The following is a 25014-nucleotide window of genomic DNA, read 5'->3' as shown; positions in this document are numbered from 1 at the left end:
CTTGCGCTGGTCGGCTGGCGTGATTCTGCTTAACCAAAAGCGGTCATGTGTCGATCTCGGTTCTGAAGATGAATGGAGCTCGATGAGATGTTTCGCATTTTATGGCACAGGTAACCCTTGCGCGCCGGTTTCGCCGAGCGCACTCTTGCAGAGCGCTTTCACAAGAACTACGGAGGGTGCGATCATGCCACGGGTCAAGCAAGCTTCGAAGCAGAAGCGCACAGCCAAAGCCGCCACCGTGAAGGTGCTAGGTGCGGCCGGACTGGGTCTTTCGCTGGCGAGTAGCGCATCCGCATCCACGATGCCCGCTACCGGTATCCCGCAATCCAACACCTCGCCAAATCAGCGCTTCTTTCTTGGCGAAGAGGAAATGGCCGACGTCAGTCTGGCCACGTTTCATCTTTTCGATAGAGAAAACTTTGGCGGCGGCGTGCAGCTAGCGCGGGGGTGCGGTGGTTGCGGGTGCGGCCATGGTGGCGGGGGGTGCGGCGGCGGCCGAGGTTGCGGCGGCGGCGGGTTTGTTGGCGGCCGAGGTTGCGGTGGTGGTGGGTTTGTTGGCATCCGAGGTTGCGGTGGTGGCGGGTTCGTTGGCATTCGAGGTTGCGGTGGTAGCGGGTTCGTTGGCATCCGAGGTTGCGGTGGCTTCCGTGGTTGCCGTGGCTTCCGTGGTTGCGGTTGCGGCGGCTGCGGGTTCAGCATCGGATTCTATGACGACATCGGGTTCGATGACTGGGGGTATGGTGGCTGGGGGTTCGGTGGTTGCGCGGGTTGCTGCGGATCCTGGGGAGCGTGCCGCTTGTGCTAAGTCCCACCAAGGACTCTGCTAAGCTGCGATCAGCCTCTCGCTGGTTACGAGTTTAAGGTCGACTTCGGGTCAAAATGCGAAGAACTCAGAGCGAGCAAATCCAGTCCGCACCGCCTCGCTAAGCGGACCTCCTTGAGCGGTGTCGTCACTTCGCTGATGGGCCAACATCGGACTTCCCAAGAATACATGACGCAAAGTGATTGTCAGCCGAAGCCGGGGCATCTCCGTTCCTTGGGCCAGAGATGCTACCTGCTGCTGACAGTATGCTGTCAGTAGCACAGCGATACAGTCCTCCCGAACTTATAGGGGGAGATAAAGCTGTGAAGTTATCTTCAACACGCCTGATCTCCGCTGATATCAAGGCTCTCGTCAACCTCTACGAGGTTTGGGCCAGCGTTGGCGCGACCCTTCATCTCTGGCGGCAGCGTTATCGCAATCGCCGGGAGCTCGCGCGCTGGACCGAGCCCGACCTGCACGATATCGGCGTCTCCCGGAGCGACATCGCGCACGAACTCGAAAAGCCGTTTTGGCGGGCCTAGCGACGGCAGCCGCGCCGGTACCGGGTTAACGGGATTCGAGGTTTAGCCGCCCCCATAAGGTGCTGCCTGCACGTTCCCGAACCTGTTGAAGTTGTTCTCCGGATTATACCCGGAGTCGCGCAGGTTCTTGATGTACATCTCGCGGTCGTTGGAATTACCTGGGCCCACGGCATATGGGCTCAGCCCCCTCGACCCCTCGCTCGGCGACGGCGCAGGCGACGCGCGGCCATGATGGGTCCTCTGTGCGGCCAAAGCGCCAGAAGTAGAAATTGCGAGAATAGCAACGATGACAAGAATGCTTTTGGCCATAGATCAGCTCTTCGATAATCCACGGGACTGGCATGACCGGCACTCGTCGGCCATGGTCGAGGGATGATTGCCATACCGTACCAGGGGCTCGCCCTGGCACCCGTACCCGCGCCCTTCCGCCCAAGCAGGCGACGCAAGCGCGGCAATCGCCAGTAGTCTGGTCTTTTCGTGGCTGGCGATTTCTGATCACTATACGATGGGGACGACCGCTCTGTCTGGCAACACGAGGTCCTTCAAACTAGCGCGAGGACCGGTCGAGCCTAAGCCCAATGCCTGCGCGGCGAACGGGTGGTCCGGTCTGGGTCAAAAGGCGACCTTCGGGCGCGGCTGATTTAGGTCCGTTCAACCCTCAACAGCGGACATCGGAACACTGCCGCCGCAGGTCCGAAAAGTGCCATAAGCTGCCATTGAAGACGAAGGCACAGTTTTTTCTCGATCCTGACCGGCATTCTTCCCGATGTCCTAAAGTCTATCTTGGTTGAAAAGACACGAGAGGCAGCGAAATGCTACCGGCACCAATCACTTGTTGCTTCTACCGTTGTCGCGGACTCTGCCTTCAGACTTGGATCGTCGCGACTTTCGCAATCATGATGGCCTCCGCTCCACTGCAAGCCTCAACAGCACCAAAAACGTCAGCGTGCGGATACCTCGCTGGTCTAATTGATAAGGCACCGCCATCAGGGCCGTTGTTCCTGCCCAGCTATCCGACCGTCGAATCGGGGCCTCTGCATGGCGCCGCCTACCTCTATGACAATGCGGTAGCCGCCATCGCGTTGGTCGGTTGCGGTGAGCAAGACAAAGCGTATCGGATTGGCTCGGCGCTTCTCTGGGCCATCGACAACGACCGCACCTGGCATGATGGACGGCTCCGGAACGCTTACGCCGCGGGCGTGGTGGGGAATGGCCCCGTCAAACTTCCGGGGTGGTGGGACAATACTCAGAACAAATGGTTAGAGGATCGATATCAGGTGGGCAGCGATGTTGGTAACATGGCATGGGCCATGTTGGCGTTGCTGTCGCTTGATGATGTGAACGCCGGCCCTCGGTTCCGCGATGGTGCAGCACGGCTTGGCGCCTGGGTCGCGCAATGGGCCGATACGCGCGGTACTGGCGGTTTCACGGGTGGTACGTTTGGGCACGAACCGACGCCGGAAGTGCGGGCGTGGAAATCGACTGAACATAATACTGACCTCGCCGCCGCGTTTGGCCTTCTTGCGATCCGTACAGGGGATTCGCGCTGGCGCGATAAGGCAACGGTCGCTGAGTACTTCGTAAATACGATGTGGGATCCGGCATGCGCCTGTTTCGCCGCAGGTACCGCTGAAGACGGTGTCACGCACAATCCGATTTTGGCTCTCGATGCTCAGGTCAGGCCTTTAATAGCGCTCCACGGAGCGGCCGAGAAATTTGCATCGGCAATTACGACCGCCGAACAGCGAATGAGTGTCGATGAGGGCTTTTCTTACGGTGAAGACCGAGACGGTGTGTGGACCGAAGGAACGGGCCAAATGGCTCTCTTGATGAAATTGCTCGGCAGGACTGGGAGAGCAGACTCGTTGATCGCTGTAGTCGAATCCCAGAGGTCGCCGGATGGTGGGTTCTATGCCACAACTGCCCGCGAGTTGCCGACCGGGTTCGTGTTGGACACCGATCCGACCAAACCGCGGCTCTATTTCCGATTGTCACATCTTGGCGCAGCTTCGTGGGCTGCCCTCGCGGAACGTGGGTTCAATCCCTTTACGGTGACAAAAGGACTCCCGTAGTTGAGTCGCGGTGCTTCTCGTCCGTTTCGGTCTGTTTTGATTTCGATATGTCCGTTCCGGGTCACAAGCCGACATCTGAGCAAAGACTACAAAGCGTCCGCTTTGGGCCAATAACGGAAGTCGCGATTGGACAACAGGTCCGCGGCCATGGGCGGCAATAAGTATCGTACGTGAAGTGGTTCACAAATGGACGGTTCAGACCGCGATAGGCTAAGCAGGCTCTTCGTGCGCCAGTGGGATCAGCAGATTCGAGATCGAATATCGACGTCCACCGCTCCGTCGCACGTATCGTATTTCGCAATGCTGGCTCTATGAACTGTCAGATTTGGTTCGATGGCATTCTGTGCGGCCGAGAGCCCAAGAATGACCAATCTCTTCACGCAATTCAGAAAGTTGATTGGAGAATAAGCCACACGATAAATCAGATGGAGGATCCGATGGTAAAGAGAGCGATTGCGCTCGGCGGAGGCGGTCCGGCAGCAGGATTGCACATCGGGGTTCTGGAAGCCCTTGCCAACGAAGATATAAGGTTTGACGTGTGGGCTTTGTCCTGCATCGGCGCTTGGGTTGGGATCGTCTACAATCAGTTTGATGGAGTTGAAAACAAAGCCAGGGCGGAAAAGACCTATCAATTCTTCAAGAATGGCGTGTTTCGAGACGACGAAGGCTATAAGCGCTTCCCCATAAACACCGTGTTTGGTCCGGATTGGGCAGGAAGCATGAGCAGGGCTCTGACCAGCTTCGTCATGGATCCCAAGAACTATCTGCATTTATGGGACCCATCGACCATGGTGAATGCCTTCAGGGATTCTATGTCGCTCTGGTTCCCTCAACAGAAGTTCACGATCCCGGACGACGGAGACATCAACAGATGGATCCTTAATCAGGTCCTGGCACCCAATCCCTTCGTTCGCTATCTCACGTCAATGATGTACTTGTCCCATGTCACTGGCCTCTCCAAGATCAACTATCCGAATAGCCAGTTCATGAAGAGCATAAAGTTCGAAGCGCTCAAAGAGCCTGGAAAGCCCGTCATATTTCACAACGCCTGGAATCTTGATGACCATAAGCTCGCGTTGTTTTCCAACCGACCAATGATCCAGCAAGCCGACAAGAAAGAGTACAAAGGGCCAATCAGCGCGTCCAGCCTATGTGCGTGCTCAGCTCTTCCCTTCATCGAAGAAACAGTTGAGATCGACGGAGTTACGTACTGCGAAGGAGCGCTGATCGACACGGTCAACTTCGAGAGCTTGCTCGAGGAGCACCGTGATCTGGACGAAATATGGGTGAGCAGGATCGTCGATTCGAAGCAGGTCCGCAAACCGAAAGACCTTCATGATGCCCTGGCGAATCTTTGCCAATTATTCGCAGCGACCGTTGGCGAAGACGACGTCAGGATCTTCAAATATCACGTGCAGTACGACGAACCCAAATGGGAAGGCATAATCGTCGAGATCCAGGTGCCGGGGCACATCAATTTCAAATGGAATCACAGCAACCTCTATAACGGGCGAGTGTTGGGAAGAGCCGCTGCGGAACAAGCAATCAAGAGGTATCACGCACATGCAGACCTCGACCCGCATGAAGGGCCACACTTCATAAATGAGCATCCAGAGAAGAACGACAAGGAGGGATGGCAAAAGGTGAAAGATACGTATCGTAAATGCCAAGAGCGAGCGGATGCCTAGTGCCAAAGGCAAGTAGCTCTGCGACCGCTGAACCAGACTCCAATATCTGTGATCCGGGAAAAATTACTGCAGTCGATCGAGCAGTGCCTTCGCTTGCTTTAGATCCTGCGTTTCAAAACCCTCGGCGAAGCCGGCGTAGATGGGCGCGAGCAGATTGAGCGCGTCCTTGTGTCTGCCCTGATCGACCCACAAGGCGCCGAGGTCCACTGCAACTCGAAGTTCAAGGGCCTTGGCGTGTTGGCTTGTTGCAGTTGTCAGTGCGCGCTCGAACAGTGATTGCGCCTCGGTGCCGGCTCCCGGTACTTCATCGAAGAGCAGCGCGCGCGCCTTCAGTCGGTACAGTTCGGCCTCAAATATCCGCTCGCTATTGCGGCTGGTTGTGGCAAGGCCCTGTTCGATCAGCTCGAGCGTGGCTTCGCGCTGACGGCTCGACAATAGGGCCGGGCTCAGGAGCACGTATAGGGCCGTGATGCCGAGCTGATAGCCCGCGTTGCGATATTCGTTCATCGCCCCCTGGATTTCCGCGAGCGCGGCGGACGAAGGATCAAGAAAGGTGGCACTTATCCCTCGAACGGCGCGCGCCAATCCTCTCCATTGCCGGAATCCGTGCTCCTCCGACAAGGCAAGACAGCGTTCCGCATAGCCGTGCGCAGTCAGGAACTCGCCCCGAAGAGCGTGGAGAATGGACGCATAGTAACATCCATAGGCCTGCGAATGCGGATGACCAATGGCGTCGGCACGCCGAATGGCGGTATCCAGTCGTGCGAGCGCGGTATCGGGGCGGCCCAGCAGCCAGAGCACCCATGACATCAGGGCAAGGTCGGCCACGCCCGCATCCTGGCCGGCGGCACGCGCCGCCAATCTGTCCTGCTCGTTGCTTGCCTCGAACGCTTCGAAGGCCCGTACGATCACTTCGTGGGCTCCTTCGAGATGTCCCATGAAAAGTCGAATCATGCCTTGTCCACGCATCGCGTTGAGCAACGTTGGTCGATCGCCGCGCGCCTCCGCGAGTTCGAGCAGCGCCGAGATCATTTCTTCGGCGACCGGCAACTCACCACGAATGACGCTCGCGGTGGTCAACCAGAACATGATTTGTAGTTGCTCGGGGGGATCGGCGAGGCGCTGGCACAGCTCGCGCGCGCGAGCGAAGATCGCCACCGCATGTGGCGATGCCGGTCCCTGGGTAGCGATCAGGCATGGTCCCAGCGCGAACTGGAAATCAAGCTCTCGTCTGTCCTTCCGAGCACCGTCGGCCAAATGGGCCAACACCTCGATGCCCTTCCGCAGGTGTGCGATAGCTTCGAGGTTGGCGGAGCGCATGGCCGCCTTCCTTCCCGCCTGAAGCCAATATTCTCCTGCCTTTTCGAACAGTCCCGCCTCCGTGAGGTGGAGCGCGAGAGTCTCGGGTTGAGCCTCCACGATTTCCGGGAACTGTTGCTCGAACACGTCCGCGATGGTGGCGTGCAGCGTAGCGCGTCGGCTCTTCAGCAGCCCGGATTCTGCAGCGTCGCGTACCAGCGCATGCTTGAAAGTATAGACAGCCCGGGGTATCTCGCCCCGGCAGAATATCAGCTCCGCCCGGACAAGCTGGGCAAGCGCTTCCTCCAGCGTCTGCCTTGGCAACTCGGCAACGGCGCTCAGCAGTTCGTAGGAGAACTCGCGCCCCACGACGGCGCCGATCTGAGCCACGTATTTCACAGGAGCCAATCGGTCGAGCCTGGCCATCAGCGATGCGCTCAACGTCGTCGGAATCGCCATCGATGGTAGCGGACGGCTGAGCGTGTAATGGTCGTCCCGTTCCTGCAACAGCCCGGTTTCGAGCACGGCCTTCGTCAGTTCCTCGACGAACAAGGGTACGCCATCGGTACGGGCGAGGATTTGGTGCATGACCTCCTCGGGGAGCGTCTTGCCGGCGGTGACGCGCTCGACCAATGCCGCCCCGTTGCGCCGACTGAGCCGCGTGAGCGAGATCGTCGTCACATGGGCATGACCAGGCCAGGGCGGGGCGAACTCCGGTCTCGCCGTGATCAGCAGCAGCACGCGAAGCCGCGGCAGCTTTTCCAGTGTAACCGCGAGCAGTTCCAGCGACGTCGGATCCGCCCAATGGGCATCCTCGAATATCACGAACACCGGCTGACGCGCCGCCAATGCTTCGAGCTGGGCCAGGAACGCCGCCAGCGTCATGTCCTTGCGGGTTTGCGGAGTCATTTCGGGAAGGCGATAGCGATCGCAGAGCGGAAGCGACAGAAGATTGGCCAGGGCCGGCACCACGCGGTCTGCATCGGCGCCAAACCGCAAGAGCAGAGCTTCAAGCTTGGCAAACTTCTCCGTCGGCGTCTCGCCTCGCTCGAACCGGGCGGCACGTTCGAGGTTGACGATGAATGGATACAGCGCACTGTTGGCGTGGTGCGCCGAGCAGAAGTGCCGTACCGTAATGTGTGGTTCGGCCTGGAGCCGCTCTTGAAGCGCCAGCGCGATATGCGACTTACCGATACCCGGCTCTCCAGTTAGAACCACGACGCAGCCTTCGCCTGACGCGGCATGCCGCCAGCGCCGCAACAGCAGCTCGATCTCCTCGTCACGCCCGATTGGCGATGTCAACCGCGTCTTGTGCTGCGCCTCGAAGCGGCTTTCCACTCCACTGATCCCGAGCACCTGCCAGGCAGGTATTGGTTCCGCCCATCCTTTGAGCGCGACAGGGCCGAGATCGCGGTACTCGAAATGTCCATCGGTGAGCTGGTGGGTGCTCTCGGAAATCAGCACCATGCCGGGCTCGGCGAACTGCTGCAGGCGAGCGGCCAGGTTCGGTGTCTCACCAATCACCGCCTGCTCCTTGGCGGCGCCTTCGCCGGTCAGATCGCCCACGACGACCATTCCGGTGGAGATGCCAACGCGGACCTGTAGTCTCGTACCGATATCTGTCTGGAGATTGGCCACGGCATCGACCAGTGTCAGTCCCGCGCGTGTCGCCTGCTCGGCATCGTCCTCGTGCGCCTGGGGATAGCCGAAATAGGCAAGCACGCCATCCCCCATGTACCGCGCGATGACGCCCTCACTCCGGGCGATAACATCCGCGATGCAGTCGTGATAGGCGCCGATGACTGCGCGCAAGTCCTCTGGATCCAGTCGGGCCGCAAGTGCCGACGAGTCCACCAGATCGCAAAACATGACCGTCAGTTGGCGCCGCTCGGCGCTGTCCCGCGGCGCTGGTTTGGCGGCCGTTCGGACTGATACGAGGACTTCACTCTTGAGTTCTGCAATTGCGCGCAGAATTTTGCGCCGGTGCCCAAGCAGGACGCCAAGGTCCTTGAGGTCCTGCTCCGTGAGATCGCTAACGACCGAGAAATCGATGGCGTTCTCGGCGAAACGCTGGGCGTACTCCCCCAAACCGATCGATGCGAGCCACTCCGCAGTACCTGTCATGGGATACCTATGGCTTATGCGATAAGAATAGCACATTGGAATAGCCTGCGAAGGCGCATCTATCGCCGGAGGCGCAGATCGCCGGACCTCTCGCCCAATTGAAAGGGCTCCGGCGAAAACTGGATGCTGCCAAGCGATGTCGCAGTTGGGTCAAAAGTCGACATCAAGCAGACGGCCACGATAGGTCTGCCATGAGCCAATGGCGGTGCTCGGCGAGGCCGGACGTAATATGCACTTTGTGCCAAAATGCGGATTCAAGATGGAGCGCAACTGATGTTCGATTTATCGCGCCGATTAGAGCATCATTGATTAGCCTTTGCTGTCGCCCAAGATGTGGGCGCGCAGGCGACGCCATTTCATCGGGTGATGGTATGCTCCACCGTTCCCAATCGTCGCGGGCGGGCTTTAGCTTGCTGATCCCCTAGTAACTGGGATGTCCGAGTTGGCGATGGAAGCCATCGGCTATCCATGGGCAGCGATGATGGCATTGTGCCACTGTTTTGCCCGACGGATCAAGTTGATTTCGCTAAATCCGCAGTTGCTGGGTATCAAGCCATTGATATCGCTGTCGCCAGCTACTGTGCATGGGGTTGTTTTTCGATATTTTTGTTGTACGGCTCGCCGAGCCTGATCCGAACCAGCGCTAGTGCCCGCCGAGATAGGCCGTGATCAGCCTGGGATCGTGGATGAGGTCCTTGGCCGGGCCCGACTGCACGACCTCGCCCGTCTCGAGCACATAGCCATAGTCAGCCGTCTCGAGCGCGGCGCGGGCGTTCTGCTCGACCAGCAGGATGGAGACGCCCAAGTCGCGTAGCGACGCGATGGTGCGAAAGATCTCGCGCACGATCAGCGGCGCGAGGCCGAGGCTCGGCTCGTCCAGCATGAGCAGTTTCGGCTTGGCCATCAGCGCGCGGCCGAGCGCGAGCATCTGGCGCTCGCCGCCGGAGAGCGTGCCTGCCGCCTGGCGCTGCCGTTCCTTCAGCCGGGGGAAGCGGTCATAGACCTCGTCCAGCGTCTTCTGGACGCCCGAGCGGTCGCGCAGGCTGTAGGAGCCGAGCAGGAGGTTGTCCGCGACCGTCATGTCGGAGAACAGCTCGCGCTTCTCCGGCACCAGGCACAGCCGGCGCTCGACGCGGTCTTCGACCGACATCCTGCCGATGTCGTGACCCTGGAAGACCATGCGGCCGCGCGAGGCCAGCAGGCCGATGGCCGCCATCAGCAGCGTGGTCTTGCCGGCACCGTTCGGGCCGATGACGGTGACGATCTGACCTTCCTCGACCGACAGCGACACGTTGCGGACCGCTTCGACATTGTCGTAGCAGACCGTCACATCCGTCATGGACAGCATCTCGCTCACGCGACGCCTCCGAGATAGGCCTCTTGCACCCGCTCGTCGCTGCGGATCGCGGCTGGCGCGCCTTCGCAGAGTTTTGAGCCGAAATCGAGCACCACGATGCGGTCGACCAGCGACATCACGAACTCCATGTCATGCTCGACGATCAGGATGGTCAGATGGTCCGCCCGCAGCGACCTGAGCAGTTCCGCAAGCCGCAGCTTCTCCTGGCGGCGAAGGCCGGCGGCCGGCTCGTCCAGCACCAGCAGCGCAGGGTCAGCGGCGAGCGCACGCGCGATCTCGAGGATGCGCTGGTTGCCGAGCGGCAGATTGCCCGCGAGCTCGAACGGCTTCTCGCCGAGCCCGACCCGTTCGAGCTGCATCAGCGCCTCGTGCCGGGTACTGGCTTCCTCACGCCCGTTGAGGCGGAAGGCGCCGGCGAACAGGCCGGCGCTCGTGCGCGCATAGGTGCCGAGCATCACGTTTTCCAGCAGGCTCATGCGCGGCCTCAGCTTCACATGCTGGAAGGTTCGCGCGACGCCCGCCTTGGCGATGCGGGACTGCGCGTCATGCGTGATCGGGCGTCCCGCAAAGACGATCTCACCCTTGTTGACCCGGAGCGCCCCGGTCAGGCAGTTGAACATCGTGCTCTTGCCGGCGCCGTTGGGGCCGATGACGGCAAGGATTTCGCCGGCGCGGACCTCGAAGCTGACATTGTTGACCGCGACGAGGCCGCCGAACCGGCGCTCGGCACCATCCACTTTCAGAAGCAGCTCCCCGGGCGTCGGTTGCGCGCGACGGGGCAGGGGCGGCGCCGGTTGAGGTCGCTCGCGCCTGGCCTTGGGCAGATAGCGGGCGACGAAGGGAACGATGCCTTGCCGGGCCCATTGCAGGAACAAGATGAACAGTGCGGAGAAGGCGACGATCTCGAGCTGGCCGGAGGCACCCTTGGCGATCAGCGGCAGATAATCCTGCACGCTGTTCTTGAGCAGCGTGACGACCGCGGCCCCCACGACGCCGCCGAGCAGGCTGCCGGCGCCGCCGACCATCGACATCATCAGATATTCGATGCCCATGCCGGCATCGAACGGACCCGGGCTGATGAAGCGGCTCATATGCGCATAGAGCCAGCCGGAGAGCGAGGCGAGGAAGGCCGCGATCACGAAGGTCACGAGCTTGATGCGGAAAGCGTTGATGCCGAGGCTCTCGACCAGCGTATTGCCGCCGCGGAGCACGCGCATGGCGCGGCCGAGCCGGGAGTCCAGCAGGTTGTAGCCGAGGAAAAGCACTGCGGCGACGATGCCCCAGATCAGGAAATAGATCTGGGCGCTCGTGACCAGCGCAATGGAACCGAAGCTGATCGGCGGGATCGACGAGATGCCGTTGAAGCGGCCGAGCCCCTCGACATTGCCGAACAGGAAGCCGATCGCAAGGCCCCAGGCGACGGTCGAGAGCGACAGGAAATGGCCCTGAAGTCGCAGGGTGACGACGCCGAGAACGGTTGCGACGCCGCAGGTCAGCACCACGCCGAACACGAGGCCGAGCCACGGGGAGTACCCGTTCAACGCGGAGACCCACGCGGTTGCATAGGCCGCGACACCGACGAACGCCGCCTGTCCGAACGACACGATACCGCCGACGCCGGTGAGGAGTGCAAGACCAATGGCGACCAGCGAATAGATGCCGATATAGTTCATCAGCGTGATGCTGAACGGACTGAGCACGAAGGGAGCCACCGCGAGACACAGCACGGCGAGGACGGCGGCAAGCTGGATGTGGAGGCGCGTCATTCCTCGATCTCCTCCTCGGAATGCAGCGAGGCGAGAGATCGCCAGATCAGGATCGGGATCAGCAGCGAAAAGACGATGACGTCCTTGAGCGCGCTGCTCTCGAAGGAGGCGAAGCTTTCGAGGATGCCGACGCCGACGGCGCCGATCGCCGCACCGGGATAGCTGGTCATGCCGCCGACGATGGCGCCGACGAAGGCCTTGAGGCCGATCAGGAAGCCGGAATCGTAGAACACGGTGTTCACCGGCGCGATCAGGATGCCGGATACGCCGGCCATCAGCGATCCCAGCAGATAGGCGATCGTGCCGGCGCGGGCGGGGCGTATTCCCATCAGCCGGGAGCCGGTCCGGTTGACGGCCGTGGCGCGTAGCGATTTTCCGACCAGCGTGAAGTCGAAGAAGAGGTAGAGGAGGCCGCTGAAAACGAGGGCCGCGATCACGATCAGCATGGTCTGGCCCGAGATCAGCACGCCCGCGAACTCGGTCGAGAGCGAGGTCAGCGGCTCGGTTCGGACCCCTTCGGGCCCGAAGAACAACAGGCCGAGGCCGACCAGCGCAAAATGCAGCGCGACGGACACCGTCAGCAACAGCAGCACGGTGCCGTCAGCAATTGGACGGAAGACGATCCGATCCAGAAGCGGCGAGATCGGCGTGATCAGCATCAGCGCCAGCAGGAGCCTGACGGCAAGCGGCGGGTCCAGGCGCATGACAAGCCAGGCTGCACCGACCACGGCGAGCGGAAGCAGGAGATAGAAGGACAGCGCACGGGGCAGCAGCCGGAGTTCGCCGGAGCGCACCAGCGAGATGATCTCGATCAGGGTCGCAAGACAGGCCAGGATCACGACCAGCGCTCCCGTGCCCGGAAAGCGCTTCGCGTCGAGGGCGGCAAGCGTCAGCGCGGTGAAGGCCGCGATGTCGCCGAAGGGAATGAAGATGACGCGCGTCACCGTGAAGATCAGGACGGTCCCGATCGCCACCAGGGCATAGACGGCCCCGGTGGCGATCCCGTCGATCGCGAGAATGGCTGCAATGTCGCTCGTCATTGAGACGTCGTTGCTCCCTGTGATGCCGGGGCCATTGATCCGGTTATGGCGCGTACTTCCAGGCGCCGCCGGTCAGGCGCACCACGACGAGCGAGCGCTCGTCGACGCCGGTGACCGCACCGGGCTTGAAATTGTAGACGGCATGCACGCCCGGCAGCTCCTTGGTGCTGAGGATCGCGTCCCGCAGCGCCGCACGGAATTCCGCCGTTCCGGGCTTGGCGGTCTTGAGCGCGCGCTCGGCAGCGTTGGCGAAAATCAGCCAGGCGTCGAAGGAATAGGCGGAGAAGCCGTCGGTGGTCGGGATGTTATGGATCTTCTGGTAGACGCTGCGGAAATCCAGCGCGATCTTCTTGGCAAAGTGCTCGTCGGGAAGCTGCTCGGCGACGATCACGGGACCCGCGGAGACCTGAATGCCGTCGGCCGCCTTGCCGCCGACATTGACGAAGTCCGGATTGACGAGTGCCACCGTGCCGTAGGTGTTTCCCTTGAAGCCCCGCTCGGCGAGCGTGAGGAGCGGCAGCGCGCCTTGCGTACCCGAGCCGCCGTCCAGCACGGCGTCGGGACGCGCGGCCATCACCTTGAGAATCTGCGCGGTGACCGAGGTGTCGGTGCGGGCATAGCGCTCGTTGGTCTGAATCTTGATGTCACCGGCGGCTTCGGCGGCCTTGGCGCCGTTGTAGACGAGGTCGCCCCAGGCATCGGAGAAGCCGACATAGCCGATGTTCTTCATGCCGTCGCGCTTCATGCGGTCGGCGACGATCTTAACGAGGAGAGAGGCCGGCTGCGGCACCGACACCACCCACTGCTCCGGCGTATCCGGCAGCTTGCCGATCGGCGAGACCGCGATCATCGGCACTTTCAGCTCGCTCGCCACCGCCGCCATGGCGATGGTCGAGGGCGCCGTGGCCGTGCCGATCAGGAGGTCCACCTTCTCTTCTTCGACCAGCTTGCGCGCATTGCGGGTCGCGGCCGACGGGTCGGAGCCGTCGTCGAGCTGGATCAGGCGAATGGTCTCGCCGTTGATGGTCTTCTTGTACTCATAAGCGGCGTTGATGCCGCGCCCATAGGGGATGCCGATCGACGAGCCGTTGCCGCTCAGCGAGGTGACGAAGCCGATGGTGATGTCGGCCTGCGTAGCCGGCGCTGCGAAGAGTCCGGCGACAAGTGCGAGTAGGCTCAGAGTCTTGCGCATACGCGTTCTCCTCCGTTGGTGCTGGATAGGAATGCCTCGAAGCTGCCGTGCGGGGAGCCCGAACGACGAATGAACCGATTGAAAGCTTTGCTGCAGCGCCGAAATCCGGGCGCGACCGAAGAGGGTTTGCTCGGCCGGATCTCAGCGGCCATGGCGCTGGTTGCCGCTCGAACGACAGGCCCATCCGCAGATGCGGGCGGGACTTTCCTGAAGCAACGAAAGGCCGTTGGCCCGGCCGCGATGCGCGGCCGGCGATGCTGTTGCTGCCGGCTGTTCGAGCACGGCGACTGTCCACACGATCGAGTCTCTCAAAATCGGTGCCCTGCAACATCCACCGGTCCCTGGCCGGCGAGGAATTACTTAAAGCCTAAAGTATTGTTGGCGGAGCCGTCAACACGTGTCACGGCTCTGTCAGAAAAAATGTTGTTGCATACAATTTCGCCAGAGTGCGGCGCCTCAATGCCGATCGAGCGTACGAAAAGGCCGGGCTTCCCTTGCGGTGGCGGTGGCCGTCGGCGACGACGCCGAGCGCATTTGACGCGTGAATTAGTTTATGATTGAAATATATTTATCGGCCGTCGACGACCGATCCTCCGATCACCGCCTGAGGAGAAGGACGATGCGCATCTTCTGGCAGAGCTTCGTTGATGCGAGCGTGAACGCGCCCTACATGGCGCGGCTGTCGGAATACCTCAACAACATCGCCGCATCGGGCACGACAGTTCACGTCGAGGGCATTTCGCCGCCCGACCGGGAGTTCGGACGGCTCGCGGAATTGCGCTGCGCCGTCCAGGCGATCGACAACGGCATCGCGGCCGAGGAGGGCGGGTTCGACGCCTTCGTGATGGGACATTTCCAGGATCCCGGACTCTACGAGTTGCGTTCGACGCTCGACATTCCCGTGATCGGGACCGGCGAGGCGACATTGCTGGCGGCCTCTCAACTCGGCCGGAGGCTCGGCCTTGTGACGCTCGATCCCGTCTTCGAGGTCTGGCACTACGAGCAGGCCGAGCGCTATGGCCTCGGCGATCGCGTGGTCCATGTGACCGGCCTTGGCTGCAAGCCGGCGGATTTCGCCGATGCCTTTGACGGAGATCAGGCCGCGCAAGCCCGCATGATCAAGGACTTTGTCGCCTGCGCACGCCCGCTGATCGAGCACGGCGCCGACGTCGTGATCCCCGCCGGTGTACTGCCGGGCCTTCTGATCGGAAGGGAGCATGGCCTGAAGGTCGGGCACGCGCCGGTGGTCAATTGCGCGGCGGTGGCGCTGAAAAGTGCCGAGATGTGGGTGCAGCTCCGGCAGCTCAATGGCACCGAGCCCAGCCGCGGGCCGAGCTTCAAGCGGGCCAGCGCCCAGGCGCGCGACGATTTCCGCGCACTGCTTGCTCGCAACAGCCGCTAGGACTGGAGAATGAATGATGATGACTCCCGAAAAGATCCTGTACGAGACCGAGGTGACGGCGACCGGCGGCCGGGACGGCAAGGCCGCCAGCGCCGACGGCCTGTTGTCGGTATCGCTGTCCGTGCCGAAATCGCTGGGCGGTCCCGGGGGCGAAGGCACCAACCCCGAACAGCTCTTTGCGGCCGGCTACGCCGCCTGCTTTCTCGGTGCGGTCAAGCTCGTCGCGCGTACCCGGAAGGTCGTCCCATCCGCTGAGCCGTCAGTGACCGCGAAGGTTGCGATGGGTCCGGTTCCCGTCGGATATGCGCTCGCCGTCGAACTGAAGGTCAATCTGCCCGGTGTCGAGAGGTCGGTGGCCGAGGAGGTCGTCGCGGGCGCGCACGAGCGCTGCCCCTATTCGAATGCAACCCGCGGCAATATTGCCGTGAAGCTGACGGTCATCTGAGACAACGAACGAGGCGGACGGTTGGTGACCAATACCTTGCGCACACCGTACGACGGCGTCGTGATTGCGGCGCCCGTCACGATTCCCTATGCGCGCTACTCCATCGAGAGTGCGCAGTGGTGGATCGGCCGGGCACTGAGTACGCTCGTTGCGCAGGCCGGCATCAAGGCTTCCGACATCGACGGTCTGTGCGTCTCCAGCTTCACCATGGGCACCGACAGCGGGATCGGGTTGACGCAGCATTTCGGGCTCTGCGTGCGTTGGCTGGATACGATTCCGCTCGGTGGCGCCAGCGCCATCGCAGGCTTGCGAAAAGCGGCGCGCGCGGTTCAGGCGCGCGACGCCGACATCGTGGCGTGCATCGCCGGCGATACCAACCACGTCGATTCCTTCCGGCTGACGCTGGAGAACTTCTCGCGCTTCAACCAGGATGCCGTCTATCCCTATGGCGCCGGTGGCGCCAATGCGAGCTTCGCGCTGATCGCCCGCAACTACATGCGGAGCTTCGGCGTCACGCGTGAGGATGTCGGCAGGATCGCCGTCGCCCAGCGCGCCAATGCCCTGCGCAACCCGCATGCGCTGATGAAGACGCCGCTGACGATGGAGCAATATCTGGCGGCCCGGCCGATCTCCGATCCCATCCATCTCTTCGACTGCGTGATGCCATGCGCCGGCGCCGAAGCCTTCCTGGTGATGCGGGACGAGACCGCGGCTTCGCTCGGGCTGACGGCAGCACGGCTGCTTTCGACGATCGAGCGGCACAATGCCTTTGCCGACGATCCGATGCAGGTCCGCGGCGGCTGGGCAATGGACGTCGGCGAGCTCTACGCGATGGCCGGCGTGAGGCCCGACGATCTCGATATCGTACAGACCTATGACGACTACCCCGTCATCACGATGATGCAGTTCGAGGACCTCGGATTCTGCAACAAGGGGGAGGGGGCCGAGTTCGTGCGCCAGCACGATCTCACCATCGACGGCGACTTTCCGCACAACACGTCGGGCGGACAGCTCTCGGCCGGACAGGCCGGCGCCGCCGGCGCCTATCTCGGTCTCGTCGAGGGACTTCGACAGGTTCTGGGGACTGCAGGCCCCACGCAGGTCGAGAACGCGAGCCTCGCCTTGGCCTCGGGGTTCGGTATGATCAACTATGACCGTGGTCTCGCCTCGGGCGCCGCGATCTTTGCAGGGTCGTCGCGATGATAGAGCCGATCAAGCCGCCCCGGCGCAAGGACCCGCTGCTGCGGACGCGGCTGCCTGCTTCGCCGCCGCGACCGCGCAGCAGGACGTCGCATGGGTTTACGCGGGCAGCCGCCGAGGGCCGCTTCATGCTGCAACGCTGTGACGCCTGCGGTTCTTTTGCTTATCCGGCGCGGGAGGCCTGCCCGTCTTGCCTGTCGGCCGGCCTTGCCTTCGTCGATGCGCCACGACGCGGTGTTCTTCTTGCCGAAACGACTGCGCGCGTGCCGAGCGATGTCTATTTTCGCGAGCGGGCGCCCTGGCGCATCGGCCTCGTGAAGATGGAATGCGGTCCGACGATTGTGACGCACCTCCATGCCGACTGCGTGGAGGGGGCACCGGTCCGCATGTCGTTTCAACTCGACAAGAGCGGTCAGGCAGTGGCCTTTGCCCATCCCGAGGGGGAGACTCCCAACATGGCAGACGACAAGCAATGGCGGGAAATGACGGCCGATCCGAAATTCCGGCGCGTGCTGGTCACCAACGGTCGGAGCGTGATCGGTCAGGAGGCCGTCGCCGCCTTGAAGGCTGCAGGCGCCAAGACGGTGTTCGTCGGCATTGCCGAACCGTGGCGGCCTTTCGCCGGCGAGCAGCTGCTGCGCGGCCAGGACGGAGTCGAGATCGTGACTCTTGACGCGGCCGACGAGAAATCTGCGGCGGATCTCGCGGCCGACATCGGCGGCAAGGTCGATATCCTCGTCAACACGACGGAATATGTGCGGCCGGGAGGCCTGCTCGACCGCAGGGGCACGAGCATCGCGCGCGACGAGATCGACCAAGCCTATCTCGGCTTCATCAACCTCGCACAGGCCTTCGGCCCTGCCATGCGGATGCGGGGTGCCGATGGCATCAACAACAGTGCCGCGTGGGTCAACATTCTCTCGGTCCATGCGCTGGCGAACTGGCCTGCCTTTGGCGCCTACTCGGCCTCGCAAGCGGCGTGCCTCTCGCTCTCGCACTGCCTCCGCGCCGAGCTCAGGCCCGGCGGCGTCAGGGTGATGAATCTGTTCACCGGGCCCGTCGACACCGAGTGGTTCCAGACCGTACCGCCGCCGAAGGTCGCGCCGCGCGCAATCGCGCAGGCGATCGTGTCGGGTCTCAAAGGCGGGCTCGAGGAGATGTATGTGGGAGATGTCGCCGAAGAGATCCGGCAACGTCTCGCGGCCAATCCGAAAGCGCTCGAGCGCGAGCTCGACAGGTGACATCGGGATTTCAACCAAGCCGGAGGACGTGACGATGCAGAGCAACAATCTCCTGGAGCTGGCGGGTGCGGTTTCTTCCGGCGCGGTGCGCGTCGTCGATCTAACGTTTACGCTCAGTCCGGATTTTCCGGTCATCGTGCTGCCGCCGGAGTTCGGCCAGGCCGCGCCGGTCCGTATCCAGGAAATCTCGCGTTATGACGGTCGCGGTCCGGCCTGGTACTGGAACAACGTCACGTTTGGCGAACACACCGGCACGCATTTCGACGCGCCGATTCACTGGTTCACGGGCAAGAACCTGCCGAACAATGCCGTCGACACGATGCCGACCAAGGACATGATCGCGCCGGCCTGCGTGATCGACTGCTCCGCGCAGGCGGCGCAGGATCCCGATTTCCTGCTGACGGTCCCGCTCGTCGAGGCCTGGGAAGCAAAGCACGGCCGGATCCCCGAGCGGAACTGGGTGCTGCTCAGGACCGACTGGTCGAAGAAGGGCTGGCGCGACTACTCCAATCTCAGGGATGACGGCGCACATACGCCCGGCCCCAACGCGGCCGTCATGAAGTGGCTGGTGGAGGAGCGCGGCGTCATCGGGTTCGGCACCGAGACCATCGGTACGGATGCGGGCCAGGCCGGTCATTTCGAGCCGCCTTATCCAGCGCATCATTTCCTGCACGGCGCCGGACGCTACGGCCTGCAATGCCTGTGCAACCTGGATCAGCTTCCACCCACCGGGGCGGTCATCGTGGCCTCGCCGCTGAAGATCCAGAACGGCTCCGGCAGTCCGCTTCGCGTCATCGCGCTGGTTGCGTCAACCTGAATCCAATCCATGGCGCTTGCCAATCGGAACAAGACATCCTCACGAAAGACAGGTGCCATGAACTTGATCAAGAGCCTGCTGGCTTCCACCGCATTGCTTCTCGCCGTCCCGCAACTTGCGCAGGCCGAGATCCTCGTCGGCTTCGTCACCGGTCTCAGCGGGCCGGTATCCTCGATCGGCATCCCGAATGCGAAGGGCATCGCCGCGGGAGAGGCCTATGTCGGTGAGATCAGCGGCGAGAAGGTCCGCGTCATCCAACTCGACGACGCTTCCGATGCCACCGCCTCGGCGCGCAACGCGCGCAAGCTCGTCGAGCAGGAGAAGGTCGATATCCTGATCGGAACGTCGGGCGCGCCGCAGACCCTGGCGATGGCGACCGCCGCGATCGAGATGAAAGTGCCGATGATCGCGGTGTCACCGATCGCGCCGGTGCCGCCGGGCGACGGCGGCCCCTGGGTCGTCCAGACGCCGCAGCCGACGCCGCTTCTCGTGCAAGGCATCGTCGATCACATGAAGACGAAGGGCCTGAAGACCGTCGCGTTCATCGGCTTCTCCGATGCGTTCGGCGACCTCATGTACAACTCGCTCGAGCAGAGTGTGAAGACGACCGACATCAAGATCATTGCCAACGAACGCTACGCCAGATCGGATTCTTCGGTGACGGCTCAGGTGCTGCGTGCACTCGCCGCACGTCCCGACGCGATCATGCTCGGCGGCACTGGAACGCCCGGCGCGTTGCCGGTCATCGCCTTGTCCGAGCGGGGATATAAAGGGCCGCTATACGGCAATCATGGGCTGATCAGCGCCGATTTCCTGCGTCTCGCCGGCAAGGCCGCCAACGGCATCATCTGCCCGACTGGACCCGTGACCGCGGCGGAGCAACTTCCGTCGAGCAATCCGATCCAGAAGGTGGCCCTGGATTTCCGCACTGCCTTCGAGAAGGCGAACGGCGAGGCGCCGACGGATTCATTCTCGTCCTATTCCTTCGACGGCTGGCTCGTGTTCGCCGATGCCGCCAAGCGCGCGATGGCAACCGGTGCCAAGTCGGGTTCGCCGGAATTCCGCACCGCGCTTCGTCAGGCGCTGTTCACGACCAAGGAGGTCGTCGGGACGCAGGGCGTCTACACCTATACACCGGCGGATCGGCATGGCGTCGACGATCGCTCGCGCGTCATGGTCCAGATTGAGAACGGCAAATACAAGCTGTTGCCCTGAGACGGGAGCATGATCGTGACGGAGAACGCGCCGGTGAACGTCAGCGACGCGGTCGGCCGGGGGAACGTGACGCCGGCCTGGGCGTGTGCAGTGACGTTGTTTCCGGCGTCGGACCGCATCCTCTCAACGATCCTCACCCGGCAGGCCGAGCGCTACGGCGAGCGCGTGCTCCTCGTCGCCGGTGAGACGCGCTGGAGCTTTGGGCAGACCGCGGCGATCGCGGCCGCGTCGGCCCAGGCGCTCGTCGACGCCGGGATCAGGCCGGGCGATCGGGTCGCGCTGATGTGTTCGAACCGTCCGGAGTTCCTGCAGGTCTATCTCGGCTGCGCGTGGCTTGGTGCCATCGCGGTCCCGATCAATACCGCGCTGCGCGGCTTCCAGCTCTCCCACATCTTCCGCAACTCGCGTCCCGCGCTCCTTGTCGTCGAGACTCAGTTCGTCGACGCGATCGAGAGCGTCGAGGCGGGTGTTGAACTGCCACCCCGCACCTGGATCGTCGGAGCTGCCGCCGGTGCAGTCGATGCCCGGCTTTCCGCCGTACCGTTGCCGGCGCTGGGAGCCGCGGCCCCGGCGGGTGCCGTGCGTCCCGGCGACACCGTTGCGATCCTCTACACCTCGGGCACGACGGGGCCAGCGAAGGGTGTGTGCTGTCCGCAGGCGCAGCTGTTCTGGTGGGGCATTTATTCGGCGCGAGCGCTCGGCATCCGCGAGGGCGATGTGCTGTTCACGACACTGCCGCTGTTTCACACCAACGCGCTCAACGCGTTCTATCAGGCGCTCCTGAACGGCTGCACCTACGTGCTGGAGCCGAAATTCTCCGCGTCCGGATTCTGGGCGGCCGCGCAACGGCGCAATGCGACGGTCGGCTATCTGCTCGGCGCGATGGCGTCGATGCTGCTGGCGCAGCCGACGAATGCGAACGACAAGGCGCATCGTCTTCGCGTCGCGCTTGGCGGCGGCGTGCCGCCGCAAATCCACGGTCCGTTCCTTCAGCGGTTTGGCGTGCCGCTGGTCGACGGCTACGGGTCGACCGAGACGAACTTCGTGTTCGCGGGCACGATCCCGTCGGATCGTCCGGGAACGATGGGCTATCTGGCCTACGGAATCGAGGCGCGGATCGTCGATGAGAATGATTCAGCGCTTCCTGACGGGCAGGCCGGCGAGCTCGTGCTTCGCGCGGGAGAACCCTTTGCCTTTGCCACCGGCTATTTCGGCATGCCGGAGAAGACGGTCGAGGCCTGGCGCAATCTGTGGTTCCATTCGGGCGATCGGGTCGTTCGGGATGCTGACGGACATTATCGCTTCATCGACCGCATGAAGGATTCGATACGCAGGCGCGGCGAGAACGTATCCTCATGGGAGGTCGAGCAGACCATCCAGTCCCATCCCGCGGTCGCCGCCTGCGCGATCTACCCGCTGCCGTCGGAGCTGGGCGAGGACGAGGTTGCGGCTGCGATCCTGCTCGAACCGGGCCAATCGCTGGAGCCCGTCGATATCGTCAGGCACTGCGAAGGCCAGATCGCCTATTTCGCCATCCCGCGCTATGTGCGCATTCTGGGCCAGATGCCGTTGACTGAGAACGGCAAGATCAAGAAGGGCGTGCTGCGCGAGGCGGGCATCACCACGGATACCTGGGATCGCGAGGCGGCCGGAGTGAAGGTGCGGCGCTGACTGTCGGTCCGCTCAGGGTTTTTGCAGGGCGTCCCTGACGGCACCCTTGAGGTCGTCGAGCTCGCCGATCAATCCGTCGAACCGGTCCGCCGGGAAATCCGCCAGCAGCTCGGCAAGCCACGCGCCGTGGCTCTTTGCCATCCGTCTGAAGGTCTTGCGGCCTTCGACCGTCATGCAGACAATTTGCACGCGGCGGTCGAGGTTCGAGGGCGTGCGCGTGATGTATCCGTCCTCAACCAGGCGGTCCACGATCGGCGTGAGGTTCCCGGCCGAGACCATCAGGCGCTTGGGCAATTCTCCCAGCACAAGCCCGCTCGGTTCGCGGTCGAGCTGGGCCAGAACATCGAAGCGGGGCATCGTGAAATCGAACTCTTCGCGAAACCGGCGCCGCAACTCGCCTTCGATCAGGGTCGTGCAGGCGAGCAGCCGGAGCCAGACCCGCGTTTGAGCCCTGTACTCGGCGTCCTGATCCGCCCCATTCTTTGAAACAGGCGTGGACTCCTTCGCGAGTGCCAATCGAATCTCCCGGGCTTGGTGGCCTGACGAAAGCCGGCGCAGCTGTCGTGGTCATTGGCAAGATAGTTCGTGCCAAAAGTAAATTCAAGGCTGCGCCCGAGCGGCGCGGAATCGGCGCTGCCGTGTGTCCAATTTACACTGAATCTCCAGATCGACGCCGCGGAGACCAGCCCGTGGGCCGGGTCTTTGCAGAACCGCCTTGACAAGACGCGCGCCGAGGAAATATTTTATGCTTAAAATAATTTGGGTGAAAGCTCGGCACACGGCGCGACGCGCGAAAGCGAGGGATCATGCGCATAGTCTGTATCGGCGGCGGCCCGGCCGGTCTCTATCTGGGCCTGCTGATGAAGCGCCGGCACCCGGAGCATGTCATCACGGTCGTCGAGCGCAACAAGCCCTACGACACGTTCGGCTGGGGCGTCGTGTTCTCGGATGCCATGATGTCCGCGATGCGCCTTGCCGACCCCGAGAGCGCGGCCGAGATCGAGGACGCCTTCAATCACTGGGACGACATCGAGCTCGTCTTCAAGGGGACGCGCCAGCGCACGACGGGCCATGGCTTCATCGGTATCGGGCGCAAGCATCTGCTCAATATTCTTCAGCGGCGCTGTGAAGCGCTGGGTGTCGAGCTCGTCTTCGAGCGCGAGGTCGAATCCGATCTCGAATACCCCGACGCCGACCTGATCGTCGCCTGTGACGGCGTCAATTCCAGGATCCGCGCTCGCTATGCCGAGCAATTCCAGCCCGACATGGTGATCCGGCCCAACCGCTTCATCTGGCTCGGCACCAAGAAGGCGTTCGACGCCTTTACATTTGATTTTCAGAAGACCGAGCACGGCTGGTTCCAGGCGCACATCTACAAGTTTGATGCGGAGACCTCGACCTTCATCGTCGAGACCACGGAAGAAGCCTACAACGCCCACGGGCTTGGCGAGCTCGATCAGCAGGCCTCGATCGAGTTCTGCGAAAAAATCTTCGCCGAGACGCTCGATGGCGCGAAGCTCCTGACCAATGCGCGCCATCTGCGCGGCTCGGCCTGGCTCAATTTCAGCCGCCTGATCTGCGGCAAATGGAGCGTGTTCAACGGCAAGTCTCATGTCGTGCTGATGGGGGACGCCGCGCACACCGCACATTTCGCCATCGGATCGGGCACCAAGCTCGCGCTCGACGACGCCATCGAGCTCGCCAACCAGTTCGATCGCCATGGCCACGGTCGCGCCGGCATCGAAACCGTGCTGGACGCGTACGAGGAGGTGCGCCGCGTCGACGTGGCGCGCATCCAGAATGCGGCGCGCAACGCCATGGAATGGTTCGAGGTGGTCGGCCACCGCTATGCCGATACGCTCGAGCCGCCGCAATTCTTCTATTCGATGCTGACGCGCTCGCAGCGCATCAGCCACGAAAACCTTCGCCTGCGCGACCGCTCCTGGCTGGAAGGCTTTGAGCGCTGGTTCGCCGAACGCTCAGGGATCGCGGTCAAGGACGGCGAGCGGGTGCCGCCACCGATGCTGACGCCACACCGCGTGCGCGGCCTTTCGCTTGCGAACCGCATCATGGTTTCGCCGATGGCGATGTACTCGGCGCAGAACGGACTCATCGACGACTTCCACATCGCCCATCTCGGCGCGCGCGCCATGGGCGGCGCCGCGCTGGTCTTCGCCGAGATGACCTGCGTCTCGCCCGATGCGCGGATCACGCCGGGCTGCCTCGGGCTCTGGAACGATGCACAGGCGGCGCAGTGGCGCCGCTTGGTCGAGCTCGTCCATGGCGTCGGGCATGCCAAGGTGGGGATTCAGCTCGGCCACGCCGGCCGCAAGGGTGCGACCAGGGTGCCCTGGGAAGGGATCGATCAACCCCTTGAATCCGGAGACTGGCCGCTGATCTCCGCGTCGGCGTTGCCGTATCTGCCGCACAGCCAGATGCCGCGGGCGATGGACCGCGGCGACATGGACCGCGTGCGCGACGATTTTGTCGCGGCAACACGTCGTGCCGCTGCCGCCGGCGTCGAGTGGCTCGAGCTCCATTGCGCGCACGGTTATCTGCTGTCGAGCTTCCTCTCGCCGTTGACCAACCGGCGTACGGACGAATACGGCGGCAGCCATGAAAACCGCGCGCGCTTTCCGCTGGAGGTGTTCGAGGCGATGCGCGCGGTGTGGCCGTCCGACCGGCCGATGTCGGTGCGCCTGTCCTGCCATGACTGGACCGAGGGCGGCAACATTCCGGCCGATGCGGCGATCTTCGCCGCCATGTTCAAGGAGGCAGGGGCGGACCTGATCGATTGTTCGTCGGGGCAGGTCTGGAAGGACGAGCGGCCGATCTATGGACGCCTGTTCCAGACGCCGTTCGCCGACCTGATCCGCAACGAGGTCGGCATTGAGACCATCGCAGTCGGTGCGATCTCCGAGGCCGATCACGCCAATTCGATTCTCGCGGCCGGCCGCGCCGATCTCTGCGCCATCGCGCGGCCGCATCTTGCCGACCCGGCCTGGACGCTGCACGAAGCCGCGCGCATCGGCATCACCAAGGTCGAGTGGCCGAAGCAGTATCTGTCCGCCAAGGGACAATACGAAACCAATCTGGCGCGCGCCGCGGCTGCGGCCGGGCAATGAGCGGAGGAGGGATCAG

Annotated in this window: 17 protein-coding genes; 11 read left to right on the top strand and 6 right to left on the bottom strand. The window is 62.9% G+C overall.

Features of this window, described 5'->3' with window-relative positions:
* Positions 1-1125: 1125 nt before the first annotated feature.
* The 3 genes from AB7290_RS28330 to AB7290_RS28320 all read left to right on the top strand — a co-directional run bounded on the left by AB7290_RS28330 (position 1126) and on the right by AB7290_RS28320 (position 5104).
* A complete protein-coding gene (locus AB7290_RS28330; RefSeq protein WP_434057411.1) occupies positions 1126-1344 on the top strand; it encodes a DUF1127 domain-containing protein in 219 nt (72 codons plus the stop codon).
* Between the two features lie 995 nt (positions 1345-2339).
* Entirely contained in the window at positions 2340-3416 is a 1077-nt protein-coding gene (locus AB7290_RS28325; RefSeq protein WP_441254218.1) for a hypothetical protein, read from the top strand.
* 425 nt (positions 3417-3841) lie between these two features.
* The gene (locus AB7290_RS28320) at positions 3842-5104 is read left to right on the top strand and encodes a patatin-like phospholipase family protein (protein WP_071915260.1); all 1263 of its coding nucleotides are present in this window, start codon (positions 3842-3844) and stop codon (positions 5102-5104) included.
* Between the two features lie 63 nt (positions 5105-5167).
* On the opposite strand, the gene AB7290_RS28315 is transcribed toward AB7290_RS28320, so the two are convergent.
* The 5 genes from AB7290_RS28315 to AB7290_RS28295 form a co-directional block, all read right to left on the bottom strand.
* Entirely contained in the window at positions 5168-8527 is a 3360-nt protein-coding gene (locus tag AB7290_RS28315) for an adenylate/guanylate cyclase domain-containing protein (protein ID WP_441254217.1), read from the bottom strand.
* 643 nt (positions 8528-9170) lie between these two features.
* Positions 9171-9884 (bottom strand): ABC transporter ATP-binding protein, encoded by a 714-nt coding sequence (locus tag AB7290_RS28310; RefSeq protein ID WP_014496276.1) that lies wholly within the window; start codon positions 9882-9884, stop codon positions 9171-9173.
* The gene (locus tag AB7290_RS28305) at positions 9881-11650 is read right to left on the bottom strand and encodes a branched-chain amino acid ABC transporter ATP-binding protein/permease (RefSeq protein ID WP_085404202.1); all 1770 of its coding nucleotides are present in this window, start codon (positions 11648-11650) and stop codon (positions 9881-9883) included. Before AB7290_RS28305 ends, AB7290_RS28310 begins: the two co-directional genes overlap by 4 nt.
* On the bottom strand, positions 11647-12690 hold the full coding sequence (locus AB7290_RS28300; RefSeq protein WP_085404201.1) for a branched-chain amino acid ABC transporter permease: 1044 nt from the start codon (positions 12688-12690) through the stop codon (positions 11647-11649). Before AB7290_RS28300 ends, AB7290_RS28305 begins: the two co-directional genes overlap by 4 nt.
* Positions 12691-12733: 43 nt before the next feature.
* The gene (locus AB7290_RS28295) at positions 12734-13882 is read right to left on the bottom strand and encodes an ABC transporter substrate-binding protein (RefSeq protein ID WP_085404200.1); all 1149 of its coding nucleotides are present in this window, start codon (positions 13880-13882) and stop codon (positions 12734-12736) included.
* Positions 13883-14501: 619 nt separating this feature from the next.
* On the opposite strand from AB7290_RS28295, the gene AB7290_RS28290 reads away from it, so the two are divergent.
* The 7 genes from AB7290_RS28290 to AB7290_RS28260 are packed head-to-tail and all read left to right on the top strand — an operon-like array spanning position 14502 to position 21873.
* Entirely contained in the window at positions 14502-15284 is a 783-nt protein-coding gene (locus AB7290_RS28290) for an aspartate/glutamate racemase family protein (RefSeq protein ID WP_063984212.1), read from the top strand.
* A gap of 16 nt (positions 15285-15300) precedes the next feature.
* On the top strand, positions 15301-15729 hold the full coding sequence (locus tag AB7290_RS28285; RefSeq protein ID WP_094184397.1) for an organic hydroperoxide resistance protein: 429 nt from the start codon (positions 15301-15303) through the stop codon (positions 15727-15729).
* A 24-nt stretch (positions 15730-15753) separates the two neighbouring features.
* A complete protein-coding gene (locus AB7290_RS28280) occupies positions 15754-16932 on the top strand; it encodes a thiolase family protein (protein WP_085404221.1) in 1179 nt (392 codons plus the stop codon).
* Positions 16929-18170, top strand: a complete 1242-nt coding sequence (locus tag AB7290_RS28275; protein WP_085404199.1) for an SDR family NAD(P)-dependent oxidoreductase — start codon at positions 16929-16931, stop codon at positions 18168-18170. Before AB7290_RS28280 ends, AB7290_RS28275 begins: the two co-directional genes overlap by 4 nt.
* 34 nt (positions 18171-18204) lie before the next feature.
* A complete protein-coding gene (locus AB7290_RS28270) occupies positions 18205-18987 on the top strand; it encodes a cyclase family protein (protein WP_085404198.1) in 783 nt (260 codons plus the stop codon).
* Between the two features lie 57 nt (positions 18988-19044).
* Complete coding sequence (locus AB7290_RS28265; protein ID WP_085404220.1) at positions 19045-20202, top strand: ABC transporter substrate-binding protein; 1158 nt, start codon at positions 19045-19047, stop codon at positions 20200-20202.
* Positions 20203-20211: 9 nt separating this feature from the next.
* Complete coding sequence (locus AB7290_RS28260; RefSeq protein ID WP_085404197.1) at positions 20212-21873, top strand: ATP-dependent acyl-CoA ligase; 1662 nt, start codon at positions 20212-20214, stop codon at positions 21871-21873.
* Between the two features lie 12 nt (positions 21874-21885).
* On the opposite strand, the gene AB7290_RS28255 is transcribed toward AB7290_RS28260, so the two are convergent.
* Positions 21886-22389 carry a MarR family winged helix-turn-helix transcriptional regulator gene (locus AB7290_RS28255; RefSeq protein ID WP_028149405.1) on the bottom strand — a complete coding sequence of 168 codons (504 nt, stop codon included), beginning with the start codon at positions 22387-22389 and terminating at the stop codon, positions 21886-21888.
* A gap of 290 nt (positions 22390-22679) precedes the next feature.
* Between AB7290_RS28255 and AB7290_RS28250 the strand changes: the two genes are divergently transcribed.
* Complete coding sequence (locus AB7290_RS28250) at positions 22680-24998, top strand: bifunctional salicylyl-CoA 5-hydroxylase/oxidoreductase (RefSeq protein ID WP_085404196.1); 2319 nt, start codon at positions 22680-22682, stop codon at positions 24996-24998.
* Positions 24999-25014 lie beyond the last annotated feature (16 nt).

It is taken from the genome of Bradyrhizobium sp. 613_E4_N2_2 (genome assembly GCF_052075995.1).
Classification (GTDB): domain Bacteria; phylum Pseudomonadota; class Alphaproteobacteria; order Rhizobiales; family Xanthobacteraceae; genus Bradyrhizobium; species Bradyrhizobium barranii.
This window is presented reverse-complemented; position numbering and strand designations above follow the sequence as displayed.